The sequence below is a fragment of the Methylocaldum gracile genome (assembly GCF_053646815.1).
This window is the reverse complement of record NZ_CM132196.1, coordinates 2,904,858-2,930,351: the sequence shown is the minus strand read 5'-3', so window position 1 is coordinate 2,930,351 and position 25,494 is coordinate 2,904,858. Positions and strand designations below refer to the sequence as shown.

Annotated in this window: 23 protein-coding genes; 11 read left to right on the top strand and 12 right to left on the bottom strand. The window is 61.9% G+C overall.

The features are described from left to right. Positions 1–3 precede the first annotated feature (3 nt). From nifJ to ACWJJK_RS12835, 4 genes are all read right to left on the bottom strand, one after another. Complete coding sequence (gene nifJ, locus ACWJJK_RS12850; RefSeq protein WP_454128146.1) at positions 4–3,594, bottom strand: pyruvate:ferredoxin (flavodoxin) oxidoreductase; 3,591 nt, start codon at positions 3,592–3,594, stop codon at positions 4–6. A 2-nt stretch (positions 3,595–3,596) separates the two neighbouring features. Continuing rightward, positions 3,597–5,081 carry an NAD(P)-binding protein gene (locus ACWJJK_RS12845; protein WP_454128145.1) on the bottom strand — a complete coding sequence of 495 codons (1,485 nt, stop codon included), beginning with the start codon at positions 5,079–5,081 and terminating at the stop codon, positions 3,597–3,599. Next, positions 5,082–5,237, bottom strand: a complete 156-nt coding sequence (locus ACWJJK_RS12840; RefSeq protein WP_454128144.1) for a hypothetical protein — start codon at positions 5,235–5,237, stop codon at positions 5,082–5,084. Between the two features lie 269 nt (positions 5,238–5,506). Continuing rightward, positions 5,507–7,477 (bottom strand): heavy metal translocating P-type ATPase, encoded by a 1,971-nt coding sequence (locus tag ACWJJK_RS12835; protein WP_086135562.1) that lies wholly within the window; start codon positions 7,475–7,477, stop codon positions 5,507–5,509. Positions 7,478–7,654: 177 nt separating this feature from the next. Here ACWJJK_RS12835 and ACWJJK_RS12830 point away from each other — a divergent pair, with 177 nt between their 5' ends. The 4 genes from ACWJJK_RS12830 (at position 7,655) to gpmA (ending at position 10,992) form a co-directional block, all read left to right on the top strand. Then, positions 7,655–8,311, top strand: coding sequence for a peroxiredoxin (locus tag ACWJJK_RS12830; protein ID WP_156880989.1), 657 nt, complete (start codon positions 7,655–7,657; stop codon positions 8,309–8,311). A gap of 279 nt (positions 8,312–8,590) precedes the next feature. After that, positions 8,591–9,592: a pyridoxal phosphate-dependent aminotransferase gene (locus ACWJJK_RS12825; RefSeq protein ID WP_156880988.1), complete on the top strand. Its 1,002-nt coding sequence runs from the start codon at positions 8,591–8,593 to the stop codon at positions 9,590–9,592. Beyond that, a complete protein-coding gene (locus ACWJJK_RS12820; RefSeq protein ID WP_156880987.1) occupies positions 9,589–10,227 on the top strand; it encodes a class I SAM-dependent methyltransferase in 639 nt (212 codons plus the stop codon). Before ACWJJK_RS12825 ends, ACWJJK_RS12820 begins: the two co-directional genes overlap by 4 nt. A gap of 60 nt (positions 10,228–10,287) precedes the next feature. Next, positions 10,288–10,992 (top strand): 2,3-diphosphoglycerate-dependent phosphoglycerate mutase, encoded by a 705-nt coding sequence (gene gpmA, locus ACWJJK_RS12815; RefSeq protein ID WP_077730203.1) that lies wholly within the window; start codon positions 10,288–10,290, stop codon positions 10,990–10,992. A gap of 691 nt (positions 10,993–11,683) precedes the next feature. On the opposite strand, the gene ACWJJK_RS12810 is transcribed toward gpmA, so the two are convergent. Next, a complete protein-coding gene (locus ACWJJK_RS12810; RefSeq protein ID WP_205781144.1) occupies positions 11,684–12,490 on the bottom strand; it encodes a hypothetical protein in 807 nt (268 codons plus the stop codon). Positions 12,491–12,674: 184 nt separating this feature from the next. Between ACWJJK_RS12810 and ACWJJK_RS12805 the strand changes: the two genes are divergently transcribed. Together ACWJJK_RS12805 and ACWJJK_RS12800 are read left to right on the top strand one after the other, a co-directional pair. Next, positions 12,675–13,376, top strand: a complete 702-nt coding sequence (locus tag ACWJJK_RS12805; protein WP_077730170.1) for a metal ABC transporter ATP-binding protein — start codon at positions 12,675–12,677, stop codon at positions 13,374–13,376. Positions 13,377–13,380: 4 nt separating this feature from the next. After that, positions 13,381–14,169, top strand: a complete 789-nt coding sequence (locus tag ACWJJK_RS12800) for a metal ABC transporter permease (protein ID WP_086135557.1) — start codon at positions 13,381–13,383, stop codon at positions 14,167–14,169. 106 nt (positions 14,170–14,275) lie between these two features. Here the strand turns inward: ACWJJK_RS12800 and ACWJJK_RS12795 are convergent, their stop codons facing one another. From ACWJJK_RS12795 to ACWJJK_RS12770, 6 genes are all read right to left on the bottom strand, one after another. Next, positions 14,276–14,401, bottom strand: coding sequence for a DUF2474 domain-containing protein (locus ACWJJK_RS12795; RefSeq protein WP_139841172.1), 126 nt, complete (start codon positions 14,399–14,401; stop codon positions 14,276–14,278). After that, positions 14,401–15,402, bottom strand: a complete 1,002-nt coding sequence (gene cydB / locus ACWJJK_RS12790) for a cytochrome d ubiquinol oxidase subunit II (protein WP_077730172.1) — start codon at positions 15,400–15,402, stop codon at positions 14,401–14,403. The genes ACWJJK_RS12795 and cydB overlap by 1 nt, the downstream gene beginning before the upstream one ends. A 12-nt stretch (positions 15,403–15,414) precedes the next feature. After that, positions 15,415–16,800: a cytochrome ubiquinol oxidase subunit I gene (locus ACWJJK_RS12785; protein WP_454128143.1), complete on the bottom strand. Its 1,386-nt coding sequence runs from the start codon at positions 16,798–16,800 to the stop codon at positions 15,415–15,417. Positions 16,801–16,923: 123 nt separating this feature from the next. Then, a complete protein-coding gene (locus tag ACWJJK_RS12780; protein WP_454128142.1) occupies positions 16,924–17,649 on the bottom strand; it encodes a ZIP family metal transporter in 726 nt (241 codons plus the stop codon). Positions 17,650–17,710: 61 nt separating this feature from the next. After that, positions 17,711–18,064 carry a BON domain-containing protein gene (locus ACWJJK_RS12775; protein ID WP_434112471.1) on the bottom strand — a complete coding sequence of 118 codons (354 nt, stop codon included), beginning with the start codon at positions 18,062–18,064 and terminating at the stop codon, positions 17,711–17,713. A 137-nt stretch (positions 18,065–18,201) separates the two neighbouring features. Further along, a complete protein-coding gene (locus ACWJJK_RS12770) occupies positions 18,202–18,981 on the bottom strand; it encodes a L,D-transpeptidase family protein (protein ID WP_454128141.1) in 780 nt (259 codons plus the stop codon). Between the two features lie 529 nt (positions 18,982–19,510). On the opposite strand from ACWJJK_RS12770, the gene ACWJJK_RS12765 reads away from it, so the two are divergent. The 3 genes from ACWJJK_RS12765 to ACWJJK_RS12755 all read left to right on the top strand — a co-directional run bounded on the left by ACWJJK_RS12765 (position 19,511) and on the right by ACWJJK_RS12755 (position 22,176). Next, on the top strand, positions 19,511–21,301 hold the full coding sequence (locus ACWJJK_RS12765; protein ID WP_454128140.1) for a thiamine pyrophosphate-requiring protein: 1,791 nt from the start codon (positions 19,511–19,513) through the stop codon (positions 21,299–21,301). Between the two features lie 87 nt (positions 21,302–21,388). Then, positions 21,389–21,766 (top strand): sensory rhodopsin transducer, encoded by a 378-nt coding sequence (locus tag ACWJJK_RS12760; RefSeq protein ID WP_454128139.1) that lies wholly within the window; start codon positions 21,389–21,391, stop codon positions 21,764–21,766. Continuing rightward, positions 21,763–22,176, top strand: coding sequence for a DUF6567 family protein (locus ACWJJK_RS12755; protein ID WP_454128137.1), 414 nt, complete (start codon positions 21,763–21,765; stop codon positions 22,174–22,176). The genes ACWJJK_RS12760 and ACWJJK_RS12755 overlap by 4 nt, the downstream gene beginning before the upstream one ends. Here ACWJJK_RS12755 and ACWJJK_RS12750 read toward each other — a convergent pair. Then, positions 22,130–23,197 carry an SDR family oxidoreductase gene (locus ACWJJK_RS12750; protein WP_454128136.1) on the bottom strand — a complete coding sequence of 356 codons (1,068 nt, stop codon included), beginning with the start codon at positions 23,195–23,197 and terminating at the stop codon, positions 22,130–22,132. The genes ACWJJK_RS12755 and ACWJJK_RS12750 overlap by 47 nt on opposite strands. Before the next feature lie 413 nt (positions 23,198–23,610). On the opposite strand from ACWJJK_RS12750, the gene ACWJJK_RS12745 reads away from it, so the two are divergent. Together ACWJJK_RS12745 and ACWJJK_RS12740 are read left to right on the top strand one after the other, a co-directional pair. Further along, complete coding sequence (locus ACWJJK_RS12745) at positions 23,611–24,225, top strand: Slp family lipoprotein (protein WP_168175401.1); 615 nt, start codon at positions 23,611–23,613, stop codon at positions 24,223–24,225. A gap of 791 nt (positions 24,226–25,016) precedes the next feature. Continuing rightward, the gene (locus tag ACWJJK_RS12740) at positions 25,017–25,487 is read left to right on the top strand and encodes a carboxymuconolactone decarboxylase family protein (RefSeq protein ID WP_077730183.1); all 471 of its coding nucleotides are present in this window, start codon (positions 25,017–25,019) and stop codon (positions 25,485–25,487) included. The last annotated feature ends 7 nt before the right edge of the window (positions 25,488–25,494 follow it).

Below are 25,494 nucleotides of genomic sequence, written 5' to 3'. Positions count from 1 at the left end.
CTGTTACGGAAGGTCGACGCTGGCGTCGGGATGAAAGCGGCTGCCGGCGCGGCTGGCCATTTCCTCGTAAATGTCCCATTTTTGATCGACTACCTGCTGCGCCATCTCCATCAAGCGTTCGAAGTTCCGGGGATTGGTATGGCTCAGCATCATAAAGCGCAGCTCGTTGTAGGCATACTCCTTGAATCGGATGCGCGGACGCGGCGAATCCAGCACGAACGGATTCCGGTCCGACCGGCGCAGCGCCGGGTTGTACCGGATCAAGGGCCAATAGCCGCTGGCGACGGCCAGATCCTGCTGGCGCATGCCGTGTTGCAGATTGTAGCCGTGGGCGATGCAATGGCTGTAGGCGAGGATCAGGGAGGGACCGGGATAGGCTTCCGCCTCGCGGAAGGCGAGCAGGGTCTGCTGCGGGTTCGCCCCCATGGCGACGCGCGCCACATAGACATTGCCGTAGGCGATCGCCTGCAGGGCCAGGTCCTTCTTGGCGACGGTCTTGCCGGCCGCCGCGAATTTGGCCACGGCGCCGAGCGGCGTCGCCTTGGACATCTGCCCGCCGGTGTTGGAATACACCTCGGTGTCCAGCACCAGCACGTTGACGTCGCGGCCCGAGGCCAGCACATGGTCGAGGCCCCCCGAGCCGATGTCGTAAGCCCAGCCGTCTCCGCCGACGGTCCAGATACTGCGCCGCACCAGTTGGTCGACCACCGACAGAAGATCCTTCGCCTTGTCGTCGGTCCGTTTCAGCAGCATGGCCTTGAGCTTGGCAACGCGCTCGCGCTGGGCGCGGATCTGCGACTCGGTGAGCTGCGGTGCGGCCAGGATTTCGTCCACCAATTCGGGATCTAGCGAATCTTTCAGCTCGCGGGCGAGCCGCTGCGCCAGAGCCAAGTGCTGATCGGCGGTAAGGCGAAAGCCGAAGCCGAATTCGGCATTGTCCTCGAACAGCGAGTTCGACCAGGCGGGGCCGTTTCCTTCGGCATTCACGGTCCAGGGCGTGGTCGGAAGATTGCCGCCGTAAATGGAGGAGCAGCCGGTGGCGTTGGCGACGATCAGGCGATCGCCGAAGAGTTGCGACAGCAGCCGAACGTAGGGCGTCTCGCCGCAGCCCGCGCAGGCGCCGGGAAATTCGAACAAGGGTTCGAGAAACTGCGCGCCGCGCACCGACGAGAAATCGACCCGGGCGCGGTCGTTCACCGGAATGGTTTCGAAGAAGCGGATATTCGCCTTCTGCGGTTCCTGTATCGGGTCATTGGGCCGCATGTTGATGGCCTTGACGCCGCTCCGGGTGAGGCTCTTGGCCGGGCAGACCTCGACGCACAGACCGCAGCCCGTGCAATCCTCGACATAGACCTGCAAGGTATAGCGGGTTTCCGGAAAACCGTAGGCGGTGACCGGCGCCGACAGGAAGGTTTCGGGCGCGTTCTCGAGCCGGGATTCGTGGTAGAACTTGGCGCGGATGACGCTGTGCGGACAGACGAAGCCGCAGTTGCCGCACTGGATGCAGATATCGGGCTCCCACACGGGCACGGATTGCGCGATGTTCCGCTTCTCCCACCGGGTGGTGCCCGACGGGAAGGTGCCGTCCGCCGGCATCAGGCTCACCGGCAGTTCGTCGCCCCGGTCGGCCATCATCATCGCCGTGACCCGGCGCACGAAATCGGGCGCCTCCTCGGAAAACACCGGCTGGCGCTTGAGGGTGCCGGTCGCCTGGTCCGGGACTTTCACCTCGTGCAGGGCGGAAAGGGTTCGATCGACCGCCTCGTAGTTCTTCCGCACGATCTCCTCGCCCTTCTTGCCGTAGGTCTTCTTGATCGCTTCCTTGATCTTGGCGATCGCCTGATCGCGCGGCAAAACGCCGGACAGGGCGAAGAAGCAGGTCTGCATGATGGTATTGGTGCGTCCGCCCATGCCGGTTTCCAGGGCGACCCCGGAAGCGTCGATCACATAGAGCTTCAGCGCCTTGTCGATGATCTGCCGCTGAACCTCGTAGGGCAGCCGGTCCCATACGTCGTCCGGGCCGTACGGGCTGTTGAGCAGGAGAACCGCGCCATGCTTGGCCTTGGCCAGCACGTCGAGCTTCTCGATGAAGCTGAACTGGTGGCAGCCTATGAAGTTGGCCGATTCGATGAGATAGGGCGATTCGATCGGCTCGGGCCCGAAACGCACGTGAGACGTGGTCCTGGAGCCGGATTTCTTGGAGTCGTAGACGAAGTAGCCCTGCGCATGGAGATCGGTGGATTCGCCGGTGATCTTGATGCTGTTCTTGTTGGCGCCGACCGTGCCGTCCGCGCCCAGACCGAAGAACACGGCGCGCACCACGCCGTCCGGCTCGATGTCGAAACCGGGATCGACGTCCAGGCTGGTGTGCGAAACGTCGTCGACGATGCCCACGGTGAAGTGGTTCTTGGGTCTTTCCTTCTTCAGCTCGTCCAGCACGGCTTTCGCCATGGCCGGATTGAACTCCTTGGAGGAAAGCCCGTAACGGCCGCCGACGATCTCGGGCCGTTTCCCGGCCGGAAGGAGACCGCTGGCCTCCGCTTCCGCCAGCGCCGCGACCACGTCGGTGTACAGGGGTTCCCCGAGCGCGCCGGGACTCTTTAGGCGATCCAGGACGGCAATGGCTTTGGCCGTCGAGGGCAGGGCGGCGAGGAAATGCCCGACGGAAAACGGCAGGCACAGACGCACCTGAATCACGCCTACCTTCTCGCCCTGCTTGGCCAGAAAATCGGCGGTCTGGCGCAGGGTGTGGGCGCCGGAGCCCAAAATCACGGCCACGCGCTCGGCCTCCGGATCGCCGTGGTATTCGAACAGGCGATACCGGCGTCCGGTCAGTTCTCCGAACCGGTCCATGGTTTTCTGTACCAGGCTCGGCAAACGCGCGTAGTAGGGATTTACGGTCTCGCGCCCCTGGAAATAAACGTCCGGGTTCTGCGCGGTGCCGCGGATAAAGGGGTTATCGGGATTCAGGGCCCGCGCCCGGTGCGCGCGGACCGTCTCCTCGTCGATCATGGCCCGGATTTCGTCGTCCGAGAGCAACCTGATCTTGTTGATTTCGTGGGAGGTTCGGAAGCCGTCGAAGAAATGCAGGAAAGGAATCCGGCTGTTCAAGCTCGCGGCCTGGGCGATCAGCGCCAAGTCGTGCGCTTCCTGCACCGAGCCCGAGGCGAGCTGGGCGAAGCCGGTGCCCCGCACCGCGGCGACATCGGAATGATCGCCGAAGATGGACAAGGCCTGCGCCGCCAGGGAGCGCGCGGCGACATGGAACACCGCAGGGGTGAGTTCGCCGGCGATCTTGTACATGTTCGGGATCATCAGGAGGAGACCCTGCGAAGCGGTGAAGGTCGTGGTCAAGGCCCCGGTCTGAAGGGCACCGTGCACGGCCCCGGCGGCGCCGCCCTCGCTTTGCATCTCCACCACCACGGGCACCTCGCCGAAGATGTTGGTCTTGCCCTCGGCCGCCCACTGGTCGGCCAGTTCCGCCATGGTGGAGGAGGGCGTGATGGGATAGATGGCGCACACTTCGTTGACGCGGTAGGCGACATGGGCCACCGCCTCGTTGCCGTCGAGCGTAATGACTTTCGGTTTCGCCATCGTTATTCCCCTCGGGGTTCCGGAATCATTTCGATCGCATGGCAAGGACACTGCTCGTAGCAGACCGCGCAGCCGGTGCAGAGGTCGTAATCGTAGCGATAGCGTTTGCCGGGTCCCAGCTTGATGATGGCGTCCTCTGGACAGGCGCCGTAACAGCCGTCGCATTCGAAGCAGTTTCCGCAGGAGAAGCAGCGCTTCGCTTCGAACAGAGCCTCGTTCTCGGAGAGCCCCGCGACCACTTCCTCGAAGCCGTAACGCCGTTTCTCCAGTTCGAGTTCGGCTTCCCGCTTCCGTTCGGCTTCGGTGAAGTACCACAGGCGCAGCATATCGGCGCTTACCGGCGGATGCTTGGGCGGCTTGACGTAGCACGTGCCGCGAAGATAGGCGTCGATGAAGCGCGCGGCTTTCTTGCCGTGGCCGACGGCGACGGTCACGGTCCGCTCACTCGGCACCATGTCGCCGCCCGCGAATATGCCGGGGTGCCCGGTCATCATGTTGTCGTCCACGATCACGACGCCGTCGGGCTTGAACTGGATGCCCGGCACCTCGTGCAGGAAGCGCGTATCGGTTTCCTGGCCCAGCGCCAGGATCAGCGAGTCCGCCTCCAGGGTTTCGAACCGGCCGGTCGGTTCGGGATACCCTTCCGGGTTGATCCTCATCACCTCGACGGTGATATGCGTCTGGTCGATCTCCTTGATGGTGCGCAGCCAGTTGATCTTGACACCTTCCTCGATGGCTTCGTCGGCCTCGAATTCATGGGCCGGCATGTGCGCCCGGTCGCGCCGATAGATGACGAGCGCCTCTTCGGCGCCCAGGCGCCTGGCCGTGCGCGCCGCGTCCATGGCGGTGTTGCCGCCGCCGTAGACGGCCACGCGCCGGCCGAGCTTGGGCGCTTCGCCGGTGGCGGTCTGGCGCAGGAAGGTCACCGCGTCCAGGATCTTGCCGGCGTCCCGCGCCGGGATGCCGACGCGCTTGCTCAGATGTGCGCCAACGGCGATGAACACCGCGTCGAACCGGCCGGACTCCTTTTCCGCCAGCACGTCTTCCACCTTGTGATCGAGAACGATCTTGACGCCCATGGCCTCGATCCGCCTGATTTCGCCCATCAGCTCCGCGCGCGGCAGGCGGTAGGCGGGTATGCCGAAGTGCATCATGCCGCCGGCCAGGGGACCCGCTTCGTCGATCTCCACCTGATGGCCCAGCCGGGCCAGGTGATAGGCGCAGGACAGGCCGCTGGGCCCCGCGCCCACGATCAGGACCCGCTTGCCGCTGGCCGGGGCTTTCACGACCTGCCAGCCTTCGCGCAAGGCGAGGTCGCCGAGGAACCGCTCGGCCGCGTGGATGCTCACCGGGCTGTCGATGGGGCCGCGGTTGCAGTGGGTTTCGCAGGGGTGGTAGCAGACGCGTCCGTGCACCGCCGGCATCGGATTGTCCTCCATCAAGACCCGCCAGGCCTTTTCATAGCGGCCGGCGCGCAGGTCGAACAACTAGGACTGGATGTTCTCGCCGGCCGGGCAGGCGTTATTGCAGGGCGGCAGGAGGTCGACGTAAATCGGACGCTGCGTGCGGAAGGGGCCGGTGCTCCGCCCGTGTTGCAAGAGGTCCGCCGGTCGCGTCAGGTCGCTGGATTTGCGATTGCTCATTCTAAAAGTCTCTCCATCCTCGATCGGCGGCCTAGTCGATGGCCAAGCAAAGAGAGTCCGCGATCATGCGCCAAAGCTTCGAAGCAGACGGCGCTGCGATGTGCTCCTGTGTCTCGGGGCAAGCGTTTCAGGGTTCGGACGGTGCCTGCCTGGGCAAAGTTTCATCAACCGTATCCGAACTCGGCTGTCCCGTCCCGCTCGAGCCGGTTCGGTGTACCGGCTTTTCGGCTGCGGGACGAGAAGGGGATCGTTACTCGTCTCGAGAATGCTCATGCCTCCTGGCCCCTGTGCGTCAGAAACCGGCTCACCTGGCTTTGCCATCGATTCAGGCCCGTCATCACTCGGTCCATCAGATCGGCGGCCGTGTTGATGCCGGCATAGAGCCGTGCCGCATTGGCGACGACGAAGACCGAGCTGATATGGTGCAAGAACGCGGCGAGTACGGGATTGAGGAAGCCGAAGGTGGCCAGAGCGAGCCCGACGGTATTGAACGACATGGCCCAGGCATAATTCTGCTTGGTTATCTCCGACATCTTGCGGCTGATGTCGAGTACGGTGAGCAAATCGCCGGCATCGTCGCCGAGAATCACGATATCGGACGAGGCGATCGCGAGGGCCACGTTCTTGTGTCCGCCGATGGCGATGCCCACATCGGCGGCGGCCAGGGCCGGAGCATCGTTCACCCCGTCGCCCACCATCGCCACCTTGCCGGACGACTGAAGTTCCTTCACCAGTGCCGCCTTGTCGTCCGGCTTGAAGTTGAAATAATATCCGTCGGCGCCGATCAGATCGGCCACTCGCCTGGCTTCGGACTCCTCGTGATCACCGGTGGCGACGAGTACGCGCTTGACGCCCAGTTCGCGGATCGCTTGCCCCAGGTTGGTCATCTCCGCGCGCATCACGTCCTGAACGACGATGGCGCCTTTGACTTCACGGTTCATGGCGACCCAGATCGCGCGGCCGGAATATTCGAGGTCCGGTATTTCGATTCCGAGCGCCTCCAAGGTTTCGGGACTCCCGATCAGCACTTCGCGGTCTTCCAGTCGCGCCTTGACCCCGCGCCCCGGCAGGTCCTCGGCGTCGCTCACGGGTTTGAATCGCGTGATGTCCTGGTTTCGCGCGAAATTCAAAATGGCCCGCGCCAACGGATGGCTGAAGCGCGTTTCCACCGACGCCGCGATCTCGATCAGCTCGCGCTCATCGGCACCTATCGGTATCACCCGGCTGACCCTGGGTTCGGCCAGGGTGACCGTGCCGGTCTTGTCGAGGATTACGGTGTCGATCTCGTGCATGATGTCCAGGGGTTCTCCGCCCCGGGCGAGGATATTGAGCCGCGCCGAGCGGCCTATGCCGGACGCGAATACGGTCGGCGTCGCGAGCGCCCAGGCACAGGGACACAATACCGACAGGGCGGTCGCCATCAAATCCAGGCTGCCGGTGACGAAAAACAGCAGGAACGCATACCCGGTGACCCCCAGGATGAGGTACTGGACGATCTTGTCCGCCCTTTGCTGCAGCGTGGATTTTTTCTGAAGGCTTTTTTCGATTTCGCCCGCGATCAGGGCAAGAAACGAAGCGTCGCCGTTCCTGGTGGCCCGAATCTGCAAGGGCGCGGAAAGATTGAGCGTGCCGGAAGTGACTTCATCGCCCGGCACCTTGTGGATCGGAAACGGTTCGCCCGTGACGAAGGATTCGTCGATGGACGATTTTCCCTCCGCAATGCTTCCGTCGACCGGGACGGCGGTGCCGCGGGGCACGATCAGCACGTCGCCCTGCTTCACCTCTTCCGCCGGGATTTCGCGGATTTCGCCGCCGGCGAGCACGAGGGCCGTTCGCTTGGCCTGCTTCACCAGACTTTCGATCTTTTCCCGATTTCTGCGGATGATGGTGAAGGAAATGTACAAACCGAGCCCGATGAACCAGGCGACCATCGCGCCGCTGAGCGGCTTCCCGTCGATCAGGGTGACGGTCATCACCAGAACGATCAGCAGCTCCGCGGAAACCTGCCGCAAAATCAGGAGCGATTTTACGAGCCCTTGAACGTAGAGCGCCAAACAGAAGAGATAAAACGGCAGCCCCAGCCAGTAAAAGAACGGCATGCCGTAAAGTGCGTCCATGGCCAGGAAGATGACCGCCAACAACGCCACGATAAGGCGCAGCAGGAATACGTCTCTCTGAGGGCTGAGGCTCAGGATGCGTCGATCCAGTTGCTGCAACAAAGTTGTCAATTGAGTATCCATAAGAACTTCCGTTCCTTCTTTGATATGGGACACCGCTCGACACGGCTTTTTGCGGATACGGCTCGGGGGACCTTTAAAGAGCCGATTCTGTCTCAAATCTAATCATTGGACAAACGAGTCGGGCAGACGCACAGCGTCCCTTGTCCGATTCCGTACCCGTTTCAGAGGAGATAGATCATGGAAAATATCACTTCATCCAAACCACTCGAAATGCCGCGCCTGAACGAGCCGGCGCCCGCTTTCGAGGCGAATACCACCCACGGCGTCAAGAAGCTCGGCGATTACCGCGGCAAATGGCTGGTGCTGTTCTCCCACCCGGCCGACTTCACGCCGGTGTGCACCACGGAGTTCATGGCTTTCGCCAAGGCCTATCCGGAATTCCAGAACTTGAATTGCGAGTTGCTCGGGTTATCCATCGACAGCAATTATTCACATATTGCCTGGATGCGCACGATCAAGGAGAAGTTCGGCGTGGAGATCCCGTTCCCGATCATCGAGGACCTGTCGATGCGGGTGGCCAATACCTACGGCATGATTCAGCCGGGCGCCTCCGACACCTCGGCGGTGCGCTCCACCTTCATCATCGACGACAAGGGCACCCTGCGCGCCATGGTCTACTATCCCATGACCAACGGCCGCTCCATCCCCGAGTTCCTGCGCCTGGTGCAGGCGCTGCAGACCTCGGACAAGCAGGGCGTGGCCACGCCGGAAGGCTGGCAGCCGGGCGACAAGGTGATCGTGCCGCCGCCGAAGACGGCCCAGGACGCCGAGGCGCGGCTCCAGGAGGGATACGAGTGCGTCGACTGGTTCTTCTGCAAGAAGGCCGCATCATAGCCGCAGAGCGCAGGGGCATCGGGAATAAGTGACTTGGATGGACTGCTTGACACCGCGCGCCGACAGGAGGGAGCGAAAATGAAGCGGTGCCGTAGGCCGGCAATTCGTTACTGACCCCTCGGATCGGCGAGAGCTTTGTCGGCAAAGGATTGCCGACCTACGACCTTCCCGATCCAGACTGCCAAACCGTGGTGAAAATTGGTCTAAGCGCTGCTGATTATGGCCGGGATCGGTGCCATCGCTTTCTTCATGCCCGGCCGCCGATAAAGGATTTCGAAAATGAGCAGCAAGGCAGAAAAGGGTGGCGGCGTCTTCCGAGGCATCAAGCTGCTGCTGTGCGAAAACCCCTTGCCTCCGATCGAGGAGGCTATCGAGGCGGCTCGCGCCGAGCTGCCCTTGAGCAATTACTATACCGAGCCGTACTCGGAACCGTTGCGCCGGCTCATCAGCGAACGGACCGGCGTGCTCGAGCGGCTCATCCATATCAATGCCGGTTCGGAACTTATTCTGCGCCAGCTGTTCCAGCGCTTGGGGCGTCAGGTACACCTGCTGACTCCCACCTATGTCCTGTTTCCGGAGATTGCCCAGTCCTACACCGAAACGCGGCTGCGGCCGGAAGCGGATTTCCGCTTCGACCTCTCCGAGCTGGAGGTCCCCGCAGGCACCAGTCTCGCTGTCATCGTCAATCCCAACAACCCCAACGGCGGCACCTTCGACATGGCGCCGCTGCCCGGTCTGCTCGAGCGATATCGCGACACTTATTTCCTGGTGGACGAGGCCTTCATCGGCATGGCCGGCCAGAGCGTTGCCCTCCTGGTGCCGCGATACCCGAACCTGCTGGTCACCCGGACCCTGTCCAAGGCTCACAGCCTGGCGGGTTTTCGGGTGGGCTACGCCATATTGCCGGCAGCTCTGGCCGACGATCTGAACGCCAGCAACGATGCTTATCCACTGGCTCGAGCCAGCCAGGCGGCCGCCATCGCCACTTTGGAAAACGAGGACAAGATTCGGGAGCGCGCCGCCACCCTGCGCGTCTGGGCCCGGGATTTGGCCGGTGAACTCGAGGCGCTGGGGGTGAGGACGTTTCCGTCGGAAACCTATTTCTTTCTGGCCGATTTCACCCCCGAGGACGCGGGCGAGATCGCCGAAAGCCTGAGGCAAAAGGACATCCTCATCAAGCCCCTGAACGACCCGCAGCTCGGCCCCGCCTACATGCGGGTGACCACCGCGACGCCCGAGGACAACATGCGCTTCGTCGCCGCGCTGCGGGAGCTGCTATGACGGGCGATCCCAGGGCTGAGCCATTCATCCGACATCACCAACGCTATGAGGATTGGTTCAACCGTCACCGGGCGGCCTACCTCTCCGAGTTGCTCGCCGTGCGTGCGCTGCTGCCTTGGCAGGGGCGAGGGCTGGAGATCGGGGTGGGGACCGGACGCTTCGCCGCGCCTCTGGGCGTCGCCTACGGGATCGACCCGGCGGCGGAGATGCTGGGCTACGCCCGCGCCCGCGGCGTGCGCGCCGCACAGGCGATCGCCGAGGCGCTGCCCTTTGCGGACGCGGTGTTCGACTATGCGCTGATCGTGACCACGATCTGCTTCGTGGACGACCCTGTGGCCATGCTGCGCGAGGCCGCTCGCGTCCTTAGGCCGGGCGGTGTGCTCGTCATCGGTTTCATCGACCGGAACAGTCCCCTGGGACAGGACTACCTCGCCCACCAGGCGGAGAACGTCTTCTATCGGGAGGCTAGCTTCTATTCCGCCGATGAGGTCAATGCCCTGCTCATGGATACGGGCTTTCACGACCCGGTCTGGGTGCAAACCTTATCCACACCGCTTGAGCGGATCCGGGACATCGAGCCGGTCAGCGCCGGTGCCGGCCAGGGCGCCTTTATCACCGTACGGGTCCGCCACTGAGCATCGCTGGGAGAAGAAGATGGCGGCACAGCAAACGCTCGCTTGACCAACGGTCCTGCAATGAATCAAAGCACTCATGCAAGCCTGATATTGGTGCGCCACGGGCTGAGCACCTGGAATTTCGAAAACCGCTTCACCGGATGGACCGACGTCGGTCTCATCGAAAAAGGAATCGAGGAGGCCCGCCGCGCCGGTCGGATACTGTGCCAGCAAGGCTATTCCGTGAATATCGCTTATACCTCCATGCTCAAGCGTGCCATCCATACCGCCTGGCTTATTTTGACCGAGATGGATCGGATGTGGGTGCCGCTGGAGTGTAGCTGGCGGCTCAACGAGCGGCATTATGGCGCATTGCAAGGGTTGAACAAGAAAGAGACGGCTGAGCGACACGGTGAGGAGCAGGTTCATGTGTGGCGGCGCAGCTATTCGGTACGGCCGCCGGCGCTGAGCCACGATGATCCGCGTCATCCGCGTTTTGACCCGCGCTACGCCCACCTCGACCCCCGCGTCCTCCCGGCGAGCGAATCGCTGTTCGATACCCTTGTGCGATGCCTGCCCGCCTGGCAGGACCGCATTGCTCTCGACCTGCGAATGGGACGCCATGTCTTGGTGGCCGCGCACGGCAATAGTCTGCGCGCGCTGGTCAAAATGCTGGACGGTATTTCGGATGAAGAGATTCCTCTGGTGGAAATCCCCACCGGCGTACCCGTGGTCTACATGTTTGACCAGGACCTCAACGTCGCCTCGAAGATAGTGCTCGATTAGCTCGTGACATATGAGCCTATCCCAGTAGGCGTTCGCCCTGAGCCCTTCGACTTAGCTCAGGACAGGCCCGTCGAAGGGTTTCTTGAGCCTACTGGGATAGGCTCTAAGTACGACCACGTCGAGTCAATCGCACTGGCCGCACAATTCGCTCGTACGGCAAAACAGGCTTGGCGGACGTCGCTGGCGCCTTCGGCTCGGGTGAACCGATTCAAGCATTCGTCGGCAATCCCTTGCCGGCGAAGACGCTCGGGCGGAGTGTGGCGTCGGGAAAGGATTCCCGACCTACGGGGATGTACGGTCGTAGGTCGGCAATCCCTTGCCGACGAAGACGCTTGGCCGGGGCATGGCGTCGGGAAGGGCGGCTTCGGCGCTCCAATCGCAAACGGTCATCCCAGGAGCGCTGGGATGACCCTTCCAATCGCAAACGGCCTGGCCGGGAGCGCCGGCCAGCCCCTTCCCGAAGACGCCGTTTGCGATTGGAAGGGGCCGATTAAAGGCCCGTTTGCGATTGGAAGGGTCGCGGCTAAAGCGACCGTTTGCGATTGGGAAAGGATTCCCGACCTACTCGCTGGTTCTTCTGCAAGAAGGCCGCGTCATAACCGCCAAAGGCGACCCATAGCCATGGAGCGCCGGGGCAATCGAGAGCGAGTGGCTTGGGTGGGCCGCTCCAGCGCTCGGGACAGTGGCGGACTTATTTGGCTCCGAAGACCACTCTGTCCACACCAGTATTGCCGGTGCCGGGGTCGTAGGCGTAAATCACCGCTTCATAGTCCCCCTTGTCCCGCGCCGGCACCTGTGCCGCAAAATGATTGACTTCGCCGGTGAATGCCAGAGGATATTCGCCCACCGCGTTGCCGTCCCGTTTCAGCAAGGCCTTTACTTCGTATTTGTCGGCATCCCATAGGCCGCCTTTGCTGATGGGGCAGCCGCACATCATCGTCACCTCCGCTTCCAGCTTGGCCTGACCTTTCTCCAGCGCGGAGATTCCGCCGCGCACGATGAAACCGGGTAAATGGATGACGATGCCGTCGCCGATGATGTGCTTGCCGGGTACGACCCAACTGGTCACGCTCGCCTCTTGCAGAGATTGGCGCTGTCCGTACGGACCGAATATCTTGAAGCGCAGCAGTCGTGGCTCGGCGAGGTCGAGCCGGGCCAAATAACCCGCCGTGTTGTCGTCGGCGAGCGGCTGACCGCGCTGGTGAGGGGTTTCCATGAGGCGTTTGGTGTCGCCGGTGCCGCCGGTAATCCACCCCTGATTCAGAATCTCCCCGGTCTCGGCGTCCTCGACCACCGCCCGTACCCCACCGACACCGCTGCCGACGAACTTGGAATCGACGCCTTTCACCCGCAGCATGATCCGGGTTTCTTCGGCCAAGACGGCGTTACATAGCGACAAAAGCAAGAAAATCGGCGCGACGAGCGTTTTCAGCGTCCGCCGGTCTATCGGCATGCGTCCCGATGGCCGCAGTATTCGCTTGTCTTTCCGGAAAACCATGCTTTTCCTCCTTGATGATTAGACTCGAGTTTGCGACGGCTTCCCGCCGAAAGCAAGAAACGGGGTTAACGCGATGCCGCTTAAGGTGAGGCGCGCTGGCGGACACGAAGTTTTGCGGGCTTGTCCTCTGGCTCCCGGTTTGGCACTATCCGCTCAGGAAGCATAACGGAAGGCGAACGGGAACATGACGGATAATCAGCCTTCGATCTTGACCGTCCAAGGGATTTCGGTGTCTTACGGCGACGAAACGATCATCCGCGATCTTTCGTTCTCGGTGGCCGAGGGCGCCGTCTTCGTGATCCTGGGACCGAACGGCGCGGGAAAGACGACGCTGCTCAGGGCGCTCCTCGGCCTGATCCCTTATCAGGGGACGGTCACCTGGCAGACCCGAAACATCAGTTATCTGCCGCCTCAGGAGTTTCTGCAACGCCAGGAGCTTCCGCCGCTCAGTATCGAGGAGTTCTTTCGTTTCAAGACCCGCGATGTCGACGCCGTGAAACGGATGTTCGCCGAGGTCGGACTGGACGAATCCCTGCTGCAACGACCGTTCGGAGCTTTGTCGACAGGCCAGTTCCAGCGCATGCTGATCGCGTGGGCGCTGGTGAACGATCCCGACGTGCTGTTGCTGGACGAGCCCACCGCGGGCATCGACGTGGGGGGCGAGGAGACGATCTATACCTTGCTCAACCGCTACCGGCAAAGAAAACCCCTGACCATCCTGCTGGTGACGCACGACCTCCATGTGGTGTGGGAATATGCGTCGGTCGTGCTTTGCCTCAACCGGCAGCAGCTTTGCATGGGCGCCCCCCAGGAAGTGCTCACGCCGCAGCAGCTCCAGGCGCTCTACGGTACCGGCGTGAAATATTACGAGCATCACCATCGGTGATTTTATGAGCGGAAAAATCCTGCTTGCCCTGATCCTTGGTGGCGCCACCGGCGCGGTCGCCGGCTACCTCGGCTCGCTGATGCTGAGCAAGCGCATGGCGCTGGTGGGCGGTGCCTTGGGGCATCTGACCTTGCCCGGTATCGCGTTGGCGCTGCTGTACGATTTCGATGTTTCCATCGGTGCGGTCTTGTTCTTAGGTTTCGGGGTGCTCCTCATCTGGTATCTGGAAAGAGTGACGCGGCTGCATCTCGAGGCGCTCACCGCCGTCGTGTTTTCCACGGCGCTCGCGACCGCGTTTCTGTTTCTGCCCGAGGAAGAAACCGATATCGCACTGCTCGGCGACGTGTCGCGGATAACGGCGACGACCGCTGCGATTTCGGTAGCGATAGCTCTGGGCATTTTTTTCATGGTCCGGCACATCTACTCGAACCTGGTCCTGATCGGCATTTCGTCCGATCTGGCCGGTGCCCAAGGCCTCGATCTCCGCTGGCACAACGCGGTCTATCTGATCTGCATCGCATTGACCGTTGCGCTCGGCGTGCGGATCGTGGGCGGACTGATGACCGCCGCTTTACTCGCCATACCGGCCTGCACGGCAAGGAACGTCAGCCGGAATCTGGGGCAATACGCCGCCATCAGCGGCGCTGCCGGCGGTCTTTCCGCGCTCGCCGGAATTCTCGCCCACGCAACGATCAGCGTGCCACCCGGCCCTTCAATCATTCTGGCAAGTGGTTTTTTGTTTCTGGGCTCTGTGTATCTGAAAGTCCGCCGGGAGCGCGCCGATCGAATCTAGTGCAGTTGCGGCTAATGGTAGCCCGGATGAAGTGCAACGCAATCCGGGACGAGGGGAGTCAGGTGATTCCCGTATTTCGCCGGGGTGCATGTGAGCAACATCGCCTTCACAACATACCGACAGCCAGCTTGATGGCATACCCGACCGCGGTGGCCGTTCCGACACCGCCGGCCCACAGCAGAAAGAACCAGGCGAGTTTCTTCCAGAGCGGTCTTTCGTCCACCGGTTCCATCAGTGATAACCCTCGCCGGCGTGCACCTTGCCGCGAAAAATCCAATAGGCGTAAGCCGTATAGCCGAGAATGACCGGTAGGAGGATGGCTGCGCCGACCAGCATGAACGCGAGGCTGTTGTCGGGGTTCGCGGCTTCGCGGTAGGTGATGCTCGGCGGAACCAGGTAAGGGAAAAGGCTTCCGGCGAGCCCCAGGAAGGCCGCGGCGAACAAGCCGAGCGCCAGCAGGAACGGGGTCACGGCTCGCTTGGCCCGCACCGCGCGGTAAAACGCGACCGCAAGCAGTGTCGTGGCGATCGGGATGATCCACAGGAATAGAAGCGCTCCAGGTCCGAACCATCGATCCCTGATGGCTTCGTTGACGAACATCGTGCCGAAACTGATGAGAACGATGGCGAGAATCGTCGCCAGGCCAAGCGGCTCCTGAAGCTGCCGCATCCGCTCCTGGAGATCGCCGTCCAGCTTGATGACCAGCCAGGATGCGCCGAGCAGGGCATAGCCCGTGACCAGTGCGACGCCGCAGAACACGCTGAAAGGACTGAGCCAGTCGAACCAGCCGCCGGCGTAAATGCGGTCCTCGATCCGGATGCCCTGAACGAGAGCGCCGACCATCACGCCCTGAAAGAAGGCCGCCGCCGTGGAGCCGCCGATGAAAGCCCAATCCCAATATTTCTTGGCGCGCACTGTCCGGAACCGGAATTCGAATGCGACGCCTCTCAGAATCAGGGCGAGCAGCATCGCGATCACCGGCGCGTATAACGCGGTCAGCACCAGCGAATAGGCGAGGGGAAAGGCGGCGAACAGGCCCCCGCCGCCCAGGATGAGCCAGGTCTCGTTGCCGTCCCAGACCGGCGCCACGCTGTTCATCATCCGGTCGCGCTCCTCCTCGTCGCGTCCCAGGGGGAAAAGAATCCCGACGCCGAGATCGAAGCCGTCCAGAATGGCGTAGGCGAGCAAGGCCACGCCGATCAATACGAACCAGATAGTCGGTAGATCGAACATGATCGGTTCCTCCTAATGCGGGCCTTTTTCGAGCGCTGGCCCAGGCATGACGCCGGTCGTCCTCAGAGGGCCTTTTTCCGTCGGTTTCTCGAGCCCGATATCCGGCGAGCGCTTGATGAGCCGTATCAGATAAAACGAGCCGGCACCGAAAATGATCGTGTATACCACGATGAAACCCAGCAGCGACCCGGCGACTCCCGGCGTGCCGATGGGCGATACGGCGTCCCCCGTTCGGAGGAGTCCGTATACCGCAAAGGGTTGGCGACCCACCTCGGTCACGAACCAGCCGGCCAGGATCGCCACGAACCCCAGCGGCCCCATGGCGACCCCCCAGCGGTGGAACCAGGCCTCATCGAACAAGCGTTTTCGGAAGAATTGCACGGCGCCGGCAAGCCCGAAAAGAATCATCAGCACGCCGATTCCGACCATGATCCGGAACGCCCAAAAAACGATAAGCACATTGGGCCAGCGATCTCTCGGAAAGGCATCCAAGCCGGTGACTTTCGCATCGAGGTCGTGTTCGAGGATCAGGCTGGCGAGCTTGGGGATTTCGATGGTGTATTTGGTTCGGGCTTCGTCGACATCCGGGATGCCGAACAGAATCAGCGGCGCGCCCGCCCGGCTCTCGAAGTGTCCCTCCATCGCCGCAACCTTGGCCGGCTGGTATTCCTTGGTGTTGAGGCCGTGGAGATCGCCCACGATCAGCTGAGTCGGCGCGACCACCGCCGCCATCAAGATCGCCATGACGAACATGACGCGGGCCGCCGGGTTGGTCTTGTCCCTGAGAAGATGCCAGGCGCCGCTCGCGCCGACCACGAGCGCGGTCGTGAGATAGGCCGCCAGCACCATGTGCGTGAAGCGATAAGGAAAGGACGGATTGAAGATCACGCCGATCCAACTGTCGGGCACATAGCGGCCCGCCTCGAGGTGATACGCCGCCGGCGTTTGCATCCAACTGTTCGCGGACAAGATCCAGAACGCCGAAAGCAGCGTGCCGAAGGCGACCAGGAGCGTCGCCGCGAAATGCAGTCTCGGGCCCACGCGGTCGAGTCCGAACAGCATGACGCCGAGAAAGCCGGCCTCCAGGAAGAACGCCGTCAACACTTCGTAGGCCAGCAAGGGGCCGAGGACCGGGCCGGTCTTTTCCGAGAACGGTCCCCAGTTGGTTCCGAACTGATAGCTCATCACGATGCCCGACACGACGCCCATGGCGAAGGCCACGGCGAAGACGATCAGCCAGTATTTGTAGAGCTGCAGGAAGACATCCCGCTTGGTTGCCAGCCAAAGCCCCTCGAGCACGGCGAGATAGCTCGCCAAGCCAATCGTGAACGCCGGAAAAAAGATGTGAAAACTGACCGTGAACGCGAACTGAGTTCGCGCGAGGACAAGCGCATCCATTGTTACTCTCCTATCGGTGACGAGGCCGGGCCTTCCCTGTTTTGAAATTGGACCGGCGAGAATCGGTGTCGTTTATGCGACGAACGTCATTTCAGCCTGCGAACGCTGATTCGAGGCTTGGGATCAATCGACATAGGCGGACAAGGCGGCGAACAGGGCGAATCCTCCGGCGAAGGACGGGGTCGAAATCCATCGGGCGACGCCCGGCTCATCGGCCTGGGGCAGCATGTCTTCCACAGTCGCCAGTAACAGCACGCCCACCAGAAACGCAAGTGCCGCATGCTCGGCCTGGGTGCTCGCGTCGCGTAGTAGCAGATAGCCGATCGCCGCGCCGAAAATCGGCGGAAGAATGAACGAGCCCGAGATGCCGAGCCGCCGTTTTCGCGGCACCTGACGGTTTCGAAAGTTGCCGATCGCTGCAAACCCGCCGGGAATATTCGCAATCACCTGGCTTAATCCGAGCAGTAATCCGAGGCCGCCGGAAACGGCCGAACCCGCGCCAACCATCAGGCCGTCCGTGAGAAGGTCGACCGCCACGGCCAGATAAACCATCCAAGCGCCGGACCGTCCTGACCGGGAGCCCGTCCAATACCGAAACGCGCGAGCAAGTGCTGCCGAAAAAACTGATCCTCCGAGAAACATCGAAATCAATAGCCACGTCGGGATCACGGGCAGAATTCGGGGCATGAGATCAATGCTGACTACCGCGATCGCCACACCGGCCGCGCCGTGCAACGCGGCGCCGATGATCCATGGCGGCGCGCGAAGGCTCTCCGCCAAAAGGCTGCCGACGATGTTTCCGGCGGCGGGTAAGACCGCCACTGCAAGTACCGATAAGAGATCATTCATCTTCAGACGGGTGAATCGGCCACGCAGAGGCGGAATCCAGGTCGAGCCGCCCCGGCAGGCTTCACTCGCCGGTCGCGGCGGGCTTCACCTGGATATTGTTCCTGACCTCCACGACACCTTCGACGGTCTTGGCGAGCGTGGCGGCTTTTTCCTTTTCCGCCTCGCTATTGGCCAATCCGCTGAGATAGACGACGCCCTTGATCGTGTCGACATGAATATCGAGAGCACCGACCACCGGGTCTCGTACATAGGCCGCCTTGATCTTGGTGGTGATGACGGTATCGTCGATGACCGTACCGGTACTGGCCAGAAAGGGACGGTCTAAAGGGTCGGCAGTGGCAATGTTCCAGATACCTGGGGTAAGAGCCGCAGCGACAGCGGTCAGGAGCGTAAGCGATTTGATGGGGTGAGTCATTGCGCCCTCCTTTGCGCGTGGTAAAGCCGGCTTTTTCCGAATCGGAATCGATGAAGCCTCGATCAGTCGAGAAAGCACGGTTGCACTTTTTGTTTTGACCGAGAAGGGAGCGGAAAGGTCGCGAGGCGGTTTCCGGTTCAGCGCGTGTCTTCGATCTCCGAACGTGCGGCGATGGAAGGATCGCCCCGGATCGCGTCCTTTATGGATGAATGAAAGATCTGAATCCGGGTGTTCGTCCGGTGCCGTTTCACGAGGCGAAAGATCTTCGGCATCTGCCGGCGATCGACCCGTACGCAGCCATGGGAGCGCTTTTTGCCGAGATGTGCCATGGCCCCGTCCGAGGCATCGTGCATGAAGATGCCGTCCACGATTTGAATCGCATGGGTCAGGTATACCGGCCGGTTCAAGAGTCTGGTCGCGAAATAGGAAGGGCGGCGCACCGCCAAGGCACGCGGGGAATAGGTGCCGTCCGGAGTTTTGGTGGCTTTGCCCGGAAGTCCGGTCGAAACTAGTACCGATTCGAGCCCCTCGACGGCCTCGCCGCCAACATGCACCGACAGGCGTTGGTGGGTCTGATCGATTTGGATGATGACGGGGCTTTTGGGCTTTGCCGCGTGCTTTGATTCGATCTTGGGCTTCGATGTCCGGCTCTGTTTGTACGGGTCGAGTTCCGGCGGTCGGTCGGCGATCAAGGGCGGGTGCCGTGTCGGTGCGAAGAGCGCGGCGATCTCCCGGTCCACTTGCGGGCTCGGGCGGTCGGCGATGCGATACGGTATCGGCCGATCGCGCGGATTCCCGCCGTGACGGCTCAACGGAGCTTTGGGCGTCTGGAGCGGAAAATCCGTCGGCTCGGGATAAAGCAGCAATGCTGTAAGGTACGGCAAGACGAATGCGATGGTTAACCTGGTCTTGTCCATGACGGGTCTTCGATATCGTCGGCTGATAATGTTTTGACCGCAATAATCGCCTTGATATCTGTCAATTTTCGAGCCGAGTTTAGGAGCCTATTTCAGTAGACCGTTCGCCCCGGTCTGTCGAAGGGCCTGTCCCGAGCCTGTCGAAGGATTTGGGGACCAACTCAGATAGGCTCCAAGTTCGCTCGAACCTGAGGGCAGAAGGATCGCTTTTTCTGAGTGCCCCTTCTTTTGAGGATCGCGCCGCTTTCCGGTTTTTGGCGCCCTCGCGCAATTTTCGCTCATCCCATCGGTCCTATTAATCAGGCCCATAAATACCCTCCTGGTATTTCGGGCCGCCGCCCAGGCCGGTACACGCCCGGCCTGGGCTCACGCGGCTTGTCGCCGCGCCAGGGCATCCCTGCCCCGGATTAACCCGGCCTATATTTATAGGCCGGGTTAATAACTCGAAAGCATGATCGTCCGCGTGCCGGTCTCGATGATCGGGCGTCGCGGGCGTGGCCGGCAGAGGACCTGGGAAAGGAGGCGACTCATGGCGTACACGGCGAGCGATTTTCTGCTGGTTCGGCTTTCCGCTTGGGGTATCCGGCGCATTTACGGATATCCGGGGGACGGCATCAACGGCATTCTTGGCGCGCTCGGCAGGGCCGGGGACCGGTTTCAATTCATCCAGGCGCGCCACGAGGAGATGACCGCTTTCATGGCCTGCGCCCACGCCAAGTTCACCGGGCAGGTGGGCGTGTGCCTCGCGACCTCGGGACCCGGCGCGATTCATCTTCTGAATGGGCTCTACGACGCCAAGCTGGACCACCAGCCGGTCCTGGCGATCATCGGGCAACAGGCGCGCGGCGCCCTGGGCGGCGATTATCAACAGGAAGTGGATCTGGTGACGCTGTTCAAGGATGTGGCCCACGAATACGTCTACATGGCATCGAGCCCGGACCAGGTTCGGCACTTGGTGGATCGGGCGGTGCGCATCGCCGTGTGCGAGCGGACCGTCACCTGCATCGTTGTTCCCAACGACGTACAGGAACTGGACGCGGTCACCACGCCGCCCCGGAAACACGGCCATATTCTGTCCGGGGTCGGCTATGCCGCGCCGCGGGTGGTGCCCAAAGAGGAGGATCTGCAAAAGGCGGCGGACGTGCTGAACCAGGGCCAGCGTGTCGCGATGCTGGTGGGCGCGGGCACCCTGCATGCGACCGACGAAGTCACCGAAACGGCGGAGATTCTCGGGGCCGGCGTCGCCAAGGCGCTCTTGGGCAAGGCGGCGCTGCCGGACGACCTGCCTTTCGTCACGGGTTCCATCGGACTCTTGGGTACCCGGCCCAGCTACGAGATGATGCTGAACTGCGATACCCTCCTGATGATCGGTTCGCGCTTTCCTTATACCGAGTTTCTGCCCAAGGAGGGCCAGGCCCGCGGCGTGCAGATCGATCTCGACGGGCGGATGCTGAGCATGCGTTATCCCATGGAGGTGAATCTGGTGGGCGACAGCGCCGAGACGCTCCGGGCCTTGATCCCGCTGCTGCAACGGAAGACCGATCGCAGCTGGCGAGATTTCATCGAGCGGGAAATCCGGGAGTGGTGGCAGGTGCTGGAATCCCGCGCCATGAACGCGGCCGATCCCATCAATCCGCAGCGGGTCTTCTGGGAACTGTCGCCGCGCCTTCCCGACAACTGCATCATTTCCGCCGACTCCGGCTCCGGCACCAACTGGTACGCTCGCGACGTGAAAATCCGCCGCGGCATGATGGCCTCGCTCTCGGGCGGGCTCGCCACCATGGGCTGCGGCGTGCCTTACGCCATCGCCGCCAAGTTCGCCTATCCCGATCGGGTGGTGATCGCCCTGGTGGGCGACGGGGCCATGCAGATGAACGGCAACGCGGAACTGGTGACGGTCGAGAAATACTGGAAGGAATGGCGCGATCCGCGCTTCATCGTGCTGGTGCTCAACAACCGCGACCTCAACCAGGTGACCTGGGAGCAGCGGGCCTTGGCGGGCGACCCCAAGTACGAGGCGTCGCAAGATGTGCCCGATTTCCCCTATGCCCGGTACGCCGAATCGCTGGGCTTCATGGGGCTCAAGGTGGACAAGCCGGAGGACATCGCCCCGGCCTGGGAGCGGGCTTTCGCCGCCGACCGGCCGGTGCTCTTGGAAGCCTACACCGATCCCAACGTGCCGCCGCTGCCGCCGCACATCACCTTCGAGCAGGCCAAGGCTTATCTTTCGGCACTGTTCGGCGGAGACGTGGATGCCTGGGGCATTGTCAAATCCGCCGCGAAGGAAATGAAAGCGACGGTTTTGCCGGAGACGGATTGAGCCTGGCCACGGTGCGCCGGCGCCTCGCGGTCAGTATCTTGGAAATGGCGCTTCGACAGTTGCCGGTTCAGACATGAGGCAAGCACTATGGCGACTTCCATCGGCAAAAAACTCTGGGCCATTGCCGAAGGCTATATCCCGCCGACGAGCGTCGGCGAGGGCCGGGCGCTCGAGAGTCACGAAACCGTCTGCATGCTCAACGCAGGCGACACGGACGCCCACGTGGCCATCACCATCTTTTTCAGCGACCGCGAACCGGCCGGAACGTATCGGCTGACCGTGCCGGCTCGGCGCACGCTGCACCTGCGTTTCAACGATCTGGAAGATCCCGAGCCCATCCCCGTGGATACCGACTATGCCAGCATCATCGAATCGGATGTACCCATCGTCGTGCAGCACACCCGGCTGGACTCGCGCCAGGCCGAACTCGCGCTGCTGACCACCATGGCTTATTCGGAGGGATGAGAGTACTCATGCGGTTTCTGCTGTTGATCCCGTTTTTATTCTTGCTCACCGGCTGTCCCGTCCCGCCCGTTGCAACCGGATTTCCTTTGGCTGCGCCTTCGGCCGCCGGCGGTACGCAGATTACGACCGTCACGCAGGTCACGTTATCGCAACCCAATTTCCGCCTCGTGAAAGCTGATGTCATCGGCAGCAGCACCGGTTTCAGGCTGCTCGGCCTTCTGACCTTCAAGAGCCCGGATTATGCCGAAGCGATCACGCGCCTGTACGAAAAGGCCGGAGTCTCGAATGGCACGGCGCAGGTTTTCGTGAACCTGGTGTACGATCAGACGAGCCCGTATTTCATCCTGTTTTCGCTGCCGAAGATCACTGTGCGCGGGGATTTGGTGGAGTTCCGGGACGACCGGCGATGAGGCGGGAGCGCTTGGTTTGAATCCGGCGCTCGGGTTGACCCGACCAGCCCCAAACCGCCAGAGCAGCGACCAGGGTTGCGCCGGCCGCGAGCCAGCCCCGGTGCATGTTCGCCCAGAGCTGCCAACTCCACGGCCTGGCCCGGTTGTCGAACCGGCCGTGGGCGCCATGATCGCCGGGCACCGGGTCGAACAGGTTGTCGGGGCGGTTCGACGGCAAGGGTTCCGGGCCGAGCTGGCCTTCGTAAGCCTTGTCGGCGAGATAGCGGTCCAGGAAGCCGGGGACGAGCTTGTTGCCGAGAATGGTTTTCACCGTCGGCCAGCCGATCCAGAATTCGCGGCGCGGGTGATAAGCGGCGTGAACGATGCCGCGCGCCGCCACTTCCGGCTGAAAGATCGGCGGAACCGGCTGGGGATTCCGGTTGATGTGTATGCGCGCCCAATCGAACTGCGGTGTGTTGAACGCGGCGATCTGCACCATCGTCAGCCGGATCTCGGAGCGGTCGTGAATCAGCTCGGAACGGAGCGCATCGGTGAAGCCGCGGATGGCGAACTTGGCCCCGCAATAGGCCGATTGCAGCGGAATGGCGCGATAGGCGAGGGCGGAGCCTACCTGCACGATGGTTCCGCGGTTTCTTTGCCGCATCCGCTTGAGCGCCGCCATCGTGCCGTAGACGTAGCCGAGATAGGTGACCTCGGTCACCCGCTTGAACTCCGCGGGCGTCATAGCGCTCACCGGCGAGAATACCGTTGCCATGGCGCAATTGATCCAGATGTCGATAGGCCCCAATTCCTGCTCGACCCGACCGGCGGCCTGCTCGACCTGATCGGGATCGGACACGTCGGCAGGAATGACGAGCGCCGTGCCTCCGGCCTGCCGGATATCCCGCCTAGCACCTTCCAATCCGTCCGCGCCGCGCGACAGCACGGCGACCCGTGCGCCGCGTCGGGCGAACTCCACCGCAGTGGCGCGCCCCACGCCGGCCGAGGCTCCGGTGATCACGACGACGTCCGATGTGCTCATGGCTGCTCCTGCTGAATTATTTCGCCGGCGATAAGCGTACGCTTACGGATATTGACCGGCGCTTGCGACGGGTGTTCGGACACGATGAGGCTAAAGATAGAAGGATTGGGTTGGCTGAGCCTAGATATCGTGGTCTATGTTTCGGAAAGTCAAGTAAGCCACCCGATAGTGGCGGTTCATCCTTTGCCTTGCTGCCATGAAAGATGCCCTTCTCAGGGCGGCAAATCCCTCCGAGATCAGACTGGCAGCGCCTTGAAGCAGGCCGTAGCACGGAAAATGTTAGTCCTCTTCATAAGCCCACTCTTGGGCTGGGCATGAACCGGAAGTCCGGCCAGGACATCTAAGCCATTAAGGAATTTGGCCTGTGAGTCGCCGCTATGGATATTCATTCGATCTTTCCGGCCAGGCGAGGGATGTCTGGTTCGTGGGGTACCGGGTATTGCAGGATGCACCGGTTGCGCGGGTGGTTATGGATTCTTCCGCTCTTGGGTGGTTGCGCAGCGAGTCCGATAGCCGAGTCCTGGCGGCAGGCGGCTACAAATCAGCCGTCCTTTGCAGAGATCAGCGCCGATCCGGAGTCGTTCAGAGGACAGACGGTAATCTTGGGCGGTAAGGTGGCTGCTGCCCGCGTTCTGCCGTCAGTGACAGAAATCGAGGTTTGGCAAAAGCCTCTGGATTCCAGTGACCGTCCCAAGGAAAAGTTCAACGCCTCTCAAAGCCGATTTCTGGTCCGGTGCCTTGGCTCTCTGAACTCAGCGGACTACTTTCCGGGCCGTCTGATTACCGTGGCCGGGGAGATCCAGGAGCAGGCGGTCCAAGACGCGGAAATTAGGCCGTTGGGTCGATTCCACTACATTTATCCGGCGGTCCGCTACCCGGTGATCGATTGCGGCCAAGTCCATGTGTGGCCCCAACGTTGGGAGCTCCCTGATGTCTACGTCCCGCCCTATCGGTTTGGGCCTCGCGAGTGGCGAGGGACTGGCTACGCTTACCCCTATTACTATCAGCCATATCAGCCGTTTCGGTAATCGACCGTTTCAGGAGCAAACGATCCGGAGTTTGGTAAAACGGGTTCTCAATGCGAGCCCTGCGCGCTTTGCTCTGCCGGAAAGTTCTACTCTGAACACCATTTCCAATTCTCGGCGATCGACGAATGAAAGCGCTTTTGGTGTGGATGCTGGCCGTATCCTTTCGGCTTCAGGCCGAAGTAGGCCCGGTCAACTATGTAAAGGTTCACAAAAATTGGTGGAGTGGGAAGAGCAACTGGCCGATACTCCTGAAGATCCGCTCATCATCAAGCTCTAAACGAATGCTCTTGGCATGGAGCAAAAGCCAAACTACGGTCCGACGCCTTCTCGTCAGGTAAGAAAGGTCGACATGAATCCTTTGAGGGCGCCGGCGATTGCCGCCAGTTGGGGCACGGCTATCGTTTTGGTAACGCCTTTATGCGGCCTCTGGTTCTCATGCGGCTGTGATTGGCCTTGGGTCAACTTTTTCTTTGTTTGTAACGCCATAGTCAACACGCCAATCCCCCATTGTCCTTGGTGTGTGGATTCACTAACCGCGGCCACTTGCCTAGACAACCGGGACATGCGGCGTTTAGTTCGGAAGGAGACCCGCCCGATGAGCGGCGATATGTCGCCTCGGGGCGAGATATCGCCGCCTCTGTCCCGCGGCTTGCTGCGATAAATTCGCTTCCGTACCGCAAGCTCAAGGTAAACGTTTGATCCATAAAAGTTCGAATGAACCGGTCGGGGCTGGTACGAAAGTTGATAAAAAGAGAGTCCAGTCCCAGAGGTTAACCCACCACGAGAAGGCCATGACGAAAAGACGTTTGGACTATGCCAAAGCGGCGCCGGACGCCATGGAGGCGATGTGCGCGCTACAAAAGTACGCGGACGAATGCGGTCTCGAGCGATCCCTGCTGGAGCTCGTCAAGATCCGAGCCTCTCAGATCAACGGCTGTGCCTACTGCATAGACCTTCACACCAGGGAGGCGAGGGCTCTGGGCGACACCGAGCAGCGGCTCTACGCGCTCAGCGTCTGGCGCGAGGCGCCGTTCTATACCGATCGGGAACGGGCCGGACTCGCCTGGTGCGAAGCGATCACCCAAATCAGCGAAGGACACGCCCCGGACGAGGTCTTCGAACAGGCACGCGCGCAATTCACGGACGAAGAGCTGGTCAAGCTCACGCTGGCGACCATCGCCATCAACGGGTGGAACCGGCTCGCCATCGGCTTTCGGAAGGTACCGGACACCTACCGGCCAGCGTGTGGAAAGTTCCGGTAAAACCCTG

What these genes read in the sequence shown, in the direction of transcription:
- nifJ (WP_454128146.1), bottom strand. Translation starts at nt 3,594, where the DNA reads ATGGCGAAACCGAAAGTCATTACGCTCGACGGCAACGAGGCGGTGGCC.
- ACWJJK_RS12840 (WP_454128144.1), bottom strand. Translation starts at nt 5,237, where the DNA reads ATGAGCAATCGCAAATCCAGCGACCTGACGCGACCGGCGGACCTCTTG.
- ACWJJK_RS12835 (WP_086135562.1), bottom strand. Translation starts at nt 7,477, where the DNA reads ATGGATACTCAATTGACAACTTTGTTGCAGCAACTGGATCGACGCATC.
- ACWJJK_RS12830 (WP_156880989.1), top strand. Translation starts at nt 7,655, where the DNA reads ATGGAAAATATCACTTCATCCAAACCACTCGAAATGCCGCGCCTGAAC.
- ACWJJK_RS12825 (WP_156880988.1), top strand. Translation starts at nt 8,591, where the DNA reads ATGAGCAGCAAGGCAGAAAAGGGTGGCGGCGTCTTCCGAGGCATCAAG.
- ACWJJK_RS12820 (WP_156880987.1), top strand. Translation starts at nt 9,589, where the DNA reads ATGACGGGCGATCCCAGGGCTGAGCCATTCATCCGACATCACCAACGC.
- gpmA (WP_077730203.1), top strand. Translation starts at nt 10,288, where the DNA reads ATGAATCAAAGCACTCATGCAAGCCTGATATTGGTGCGCCACGGGCTG.
- ACWJJK_RS12810 (WP_205781144.1), bottom strand. Translation starts at nt 12,490, where the DNA reads ATGGTTTTCCGGAAAGACAAGCGAATACTGCGGCCATCGGGACGCATG.
- ACWJJK_RS12805 (WP_077730170.1), top strand. Translation starts at nt 12,675, where the DNA reads ATGACGGATAATCAGCCTTCGATCTTGACCGTCCAAGGGATTTCGGTG.
- ACWJJK_RS12800 (WP_086135557.1), top strand. Translation starts at nt 13,381, where the DNA reads ATGAGCGGAAAAATCCTGCTTGCCCTGATCCTTGGTGGCGCCACCGGC.
- ACWJJK_RS12795 (WP_139841172.1), bottom strand. Translation starts at nt 14,401, where the DNA reads ATGGAACCGGTGGACGAAAGACCGCTCTGGAAGAAACTCGCCTGGTTC.
- cydB (WP_077730172.1), bottom strand. Translation starts at nt 15,402, where the DNA reads ATGTTCGATCTACCGACTATCTGGTTCGTATTGATCGGCGTGGCCTTG.
- ACWJJK_RS12785 (WP_454128143.1), bottom strand. Translation starts at nt 16,800, where the DNA reads ATGGATGCGCTTGTCCTCGCGCGAACTCAGTTCGCGTTCACGGTCAGT.
- ACWJJK_RS12780 (WP_454128142.1), bottom strand. Translation starts at nt 17,649, where the DNA reads ATGAATGATCTCTTATCGGTACTTGCAGTGGCGGTCTTACCCGCCGCC.
- ACWJJK_RS12775 (WP_434112471.1), bottom strand. Translation starts at nt 18,064, where the DNA reads ATGACTCACCCCATCAAATCGCTTACGCTCCTGACCGCTGTCGCTGCG.
- ACWJJK_RS12770 (WP_454128141.1), bottom strand. Translation starts at nt 18,981, where the DNA reads ATGGACAAGACCAGGTTAACCATCGCATTCGTCTTGCCGTACCTTACA.
- ACWJJK_RS12765 (WP_454128140.1), top strand. Translation starts at nt 19,511, where the DNA reads ATGGCGTACACGGCGAGCGATTTTCTGCTGGTTCGGCTTTCCGCTTGG.
- ACWJJK_RS12760 (WP_454128139.1), top strand. Translation starts at nt 21,389, where the DNA reads ATGGCGACTTCCATCGGCAAAAAACTCTGGGCCATTGCCGAAGGCTAT.
- ACWJJK_RS12755 (WP_454128137.1), top strand. Translation starts at nt 21,763, where the DNA reads ATGAGAGTACTCATGCGGTTTCTGCTGTTGATCCCGTTTTTATTCTTG.
- ACWJJK_RS12750 (WP_454128136.1), bottom strand. Translation starts at nt 23,197, where the DNA reads ATGAGCACATCGGACGTCGTCGTGATCACCGGAGCCTCGGCCGGCGTG.
- ACWJJK_RS12745 (WP_168175401.1), top strand. Translation starts at nt 23,611, where the DNA reads ATGTCTGGTTCGTGGGGTACCGGGTATTGCAGGATGCACCGGTTGCGC.
- ACWJJK_RS12740 (WP_077730183.1), top strand. Translation starts at nt 25,017, where the DNA reads ATGACGAAAAGACGTTTGGACTATGCCAAAGCGGCGCCGGACGCCATG.